This is a genomic window from Pseudomonas sp. RW407 (assembly GCF_003176655.1).
Taxonomy (GTDB): Bacteria; Pseudomonadota; Gammaproteobacteria; order Pseudomonadales; family Pseudomonadaceae; genus Pseudomonas; species Pseudomonas delhiensis.
In genome coordinates this window covers 472215-473294 of sequence record NZ_QGSL01000106.1, presented here as the reverse complement: position 1 = coordinate 473294, position 1080 = coordinate 472215, and the positions used below count along the sequence as shown (strand labels likewise).

The following is a 1080-nucleotide window of genomic DNA, read 5'->3' as shown; positions in this document are numbered from 1 at the left end:
CATGACCTCCGCCGCGCTGGCCACCGCCGAGCGCATGGCGCAAGCAATGGGGGCCTCGGCATGAGCCAGAAACTCTATATCTCCGACGTGACCCTGCGCGACGGCATGCATGCCATCCGCCACCAGTACTCGCTGGACGATGTGCGTGCGATTGCCAGCGCCCTTGACCTCGCCAAGGTGGACTCCATCGAAGTGGCCCACGGCGACGGCCTGCAAGGCTCCAGCTTCAACTACGGCTTCGGCGCGCACACCGACCTGGAGTGGATCGAAGCTGCGGCCGATGTGGTCAAGCACGCGAAGATCGCCACGCTGCTGCTGCCCGGCATCGGCACCATCCACGACCTGAAGGCTGCCTACAACGCCGGTGCTCGCGTCGTGCGCGTGGCCACCCATTGCACCGAAGCGGACGTCTCCAAGCAACACATCGAGTACGCCCGCGAGCTGGGCATGGACACCGTGGGCTTCCTGATGATGAGCCATATGCAGACGCCGGAAGGCCTCGCGCAGCAGGCCAAGCTGATGGAGAGCTACGGTGCCACCTGTATCTACGTGGTCGATTCCGGCGGGGCGATGAACATGGACGATATCCGCGCGCGCTTCCGTGCCGTGAAAGGCGTCCTGAAGCCCGAGACCGAAACCGGCATCCACGCCCACCACAACCTCAGCCTCGGCGTGGCCAACTCCATCGCCGCGGTGGAGGAGGGCTGCAACCGCATCGACGCCAGCCTGGCGGGCATGGGCGCCGGCGCTGGCAACGCGCCGCTGGAAGTCTTCATCGCCGCCGCCGACAAGCTCGGCTGGCACCACGGCACCGACCTCTACGCGCTGATGGACGCGGCCGACGACCTGGTGCGCCCGCTGCAGGACCGCCCGGTGCGCGTCGATCGCGAAACCCTGGCCCTGGGCTACGCCGGCGTCTATTCCAGCTTCCTGCGCCACGCCGAGGTGGCTTCGGCGAAGTACGGGATCAAGGCCGTGGACATCCTCGTCGAGCTGGGCAAGCGGCGCATGGTCGGTGGCCAGGAAGACATGATCGTCGACGTGGCCCTGGACCTGCTCAACGCACCGACCTAGCCCCTA

Annotated in this window: 1 protein-coding gene; it reads left to right on the top strand. The window is 66.9% G+C overall.

Features of this window, described 5'->3' with window-relative positions; translation table 11 throughout:
• The first annotated feature begins 60 nt into the window (after positions 1-60).
• Positions 61-1074, top strand: coding sequence for a 4-hydroxy-2-oxovalerate aldolase (mhpE, locus tag DK254_RS18970; RefSeq protein WP_109935016.1), 1014 nt, complete (start codon positions 61-63; stop codon positions 1072-1074).
• Positions 1075-1080 lie beyond the last annotated feature (6 nt).